1 pseudogene is annotated in these 2813 nt (G+C 24.1%); it reads right to left on the bottom strand.

Annotation, left to right across the window (positions count from 1 at the left end):
• Nucleotides 1-202: 202 nt before the first annotated feature.
• A pseudogene (locus ACIQ56_RS16380) lies at nucleotides 203-2813 on the bottom strand (hypothetical protein); the annotation flags it as partial.

Raw genomic sequence — 2813 nt, 5'->3', positions numbered from 1 at the left:
TGCTCGCTTTTCATAATATCCTAAGCGCCTTCGTGGCTCTGCTAATTTATCCATTGACTCTCCTTTTCATGATGGAAAAGTGTCAACTTGAAATGGGGGTTAGGATCATTTCTTAAGTTAAATTAATAAATATAAAACGTCAAATTGTATTATATTAAATTAAACTTTTATCAGATTCATTTTTGACAGCAAATTTAAAAATTTATTCGGTCATAGAAATTTCTATAAAAGAACCCTCATCTAATTCTGAAACCATGTTTTTAAAATTTTTTGGATCGATTAAATTTTCATTGTTTATTTCAATCGTCAAATTTTCAAAATTTACCTTATTTGGATAGTAATCTTTAATGACTGTAAAAATTAAATTTTCACTATTTGGATAATTTAATTGAAAATAAAGATCATTTTCAAGATGAGAAATTTTTAATTTTGCTAGTTTAGGATTATTTACATGAAAAATGTAATTGAAGCTTGTCAAATGATTAAATTTAAAATTAGAATTTATTTCATTAAAAGAATTTTCATGAAAAATAATTTCTCTTGAACTCGTATTTTTTATGGAAAGATTAAAATGAAATCTTTCTTCGGTATTCTCTATTGTTTTTGTAATTTGTTCTATTAGAGTGTTTGGAATTGTTATTTGTTTTCCTATTTGAATTTGCATATGACGATATCTTGAATATATAAACCAATTTTTTAAAGAGATATAATAATATTTTTTACTTAATACATCTTGAAATGAAATTTGTAAATCCGATTTTGAATTTTCTTTTATTTTTTCAAAAATAATATTTTGAATTAGAATATTAGAATTATCAATGTATAAATTGTCCATAGACTCATTTTGATCCTCATTATCTATGTCTAAATAAAAGTTTTTTTCAAAGCTTGAATGTAAATCACGATTAAAATTTAAAATATAAGTATCAAAACCCTTTCCACCATTTAATTTTGTGGAAGTAGGGTATCCAATTAAATTTCTCACAAATTCTAAAATGTTTTCTTCTGAATAATCATTTGGAATATGAGATTCTAGAATTGCAGATAAGGTATCATCTCCATCATGACCATATATTTTGTCAAATCCTCCAAGCCCTGAAATAAAATTATTATCATGATTCCCATGGATTTCGTCATTTTTTAAAGTTCCGATAATATTTTTTGTTTTTAAAATATTTTCTGGATTATCAAAAATAGGTTTATCAATTTTTGTAATTGCATTGTCACTAGTAACTTTAAATGTGTCTATTGCTGTTGCTTTTGAAGTACTTTCATGTTCAATATAAAGCGCGCCATTTGTTGCTGTATAAATATTACCTTTTAAATCTGAAATTATTAAGTGCTGATTCTTATCACTTTGAAAATAATTAAGAACTTGAATAGCAGGAATAAATTTTTCATTTTCATAAAATCCAAAATATAAATGAGAGTTGCTTTTTTTCGAAACTAAATTTTTTATATCCGTCATGATTGTATCTAAACCATTTTCTAAATTAGAATCATAACTTTCATCATAATTATCAATAATTTTAATTCCATCACGAATTGATTTTGATTTATTAATAATAGATTCATAATTCATGTTCAAATGAATGATGTCATCTTTTAAAAGATTCACGGTATTCATTAAATTTGATGATTTTTCATGAATGAGGGATTCAAATTTGCTTAATGTCATCTTTTTAAAATAAATCGAATTCTTTTTATTATTTTCTAAACCTTCACTGACATAATAATTATTTCTTCTTTGATAATAATTTATGGCTTCATCAGATAATGTATTTTCATTATGAAATTGTTTTATTTTATGTATAAATGAAACAATTTCGTCTAAACTGTCTTTTGATTTGTCTTCAAAGTTAGAGATGTTTTGAAGAGCATTTTTTATTTTTAGTAATTCTTCATGAAGTGAAGTATATTTAAACTCGTAGTCTTTTAATTCTGAGTTTATATTATTTATTTTAATAAGAATAGAATTTGATAAATCTTTCAATTCAATATATTTATTCTTTAAATTTTGAATAATCTGTTCCGAAGATTGAACTGCATTTGTTAATTTATTCATAGATGGATAATAGCTACTATCAATTGCATTTATCGCAGTGTGAATGTTATTGGTATTATTTTTTAACGTAAATAAGTTATGTGAAATTATGTTTATTTTTTCTTCAAGAATTTTTATTTCATTTGAAACAGTAAAATAATCATTCCTAATTTTTGAAATATCGTCGTTTGTTAAATCTTTTAATAAGATAATATAAGTGTCATTATCTTTGCCTCCAGATAATTTATCAAATCCTGATCCTGGAAATATAGTATCGTTTCCATCATTTCCTTTTAAAGTATCATTTCCATTATTACCAATTAAGACATTATCATATTCATTTCCATATATCGTATCGTCTTGATTTGAACCAAATACGTTTTCTATATTGCGTAATTGAGGGAACTGATTTGATTTTTCATTATTAAGAGATACAATCATATTTCTATTTTTGATTCCTTGAAGATGAATCGTATCAATACCCTCTCCTCCATCAATAAATCCTTTTTCATTTTCTCTTGAATGAACAACGTCATAAAATTCAAAAACATCCTCTTTTTTACCACCAACAATATGAAGCAAATAGGTAGAAGGGTGAATATTAAATAAATTAATATCATTTTGATCAGCAACAATAGAACTAATCATGTTTCCATGAATGCCTTGATCTCCAAATCCAACTAAATATAAATTTGCTTTTTTTGAATCTGGTATTGATTTTAATTTTTCTATATTTTCATTTGATGGATTGTCTATTTTTTCAATCATT

Source organism: Silvanigrella sp., assembly GCF_044369315.1.
Lineage (GTDB): Bacteria > Bdellovibrionota_B > Oligoflexia > Silvanigrellales > Silvanigrellaceae > Silvanigrella.
The sequence above is the reverse complement of the archived record's forward strand: the minus strand, read 5'-3'. Positions and strand labels throughout refer to the sequence as shown.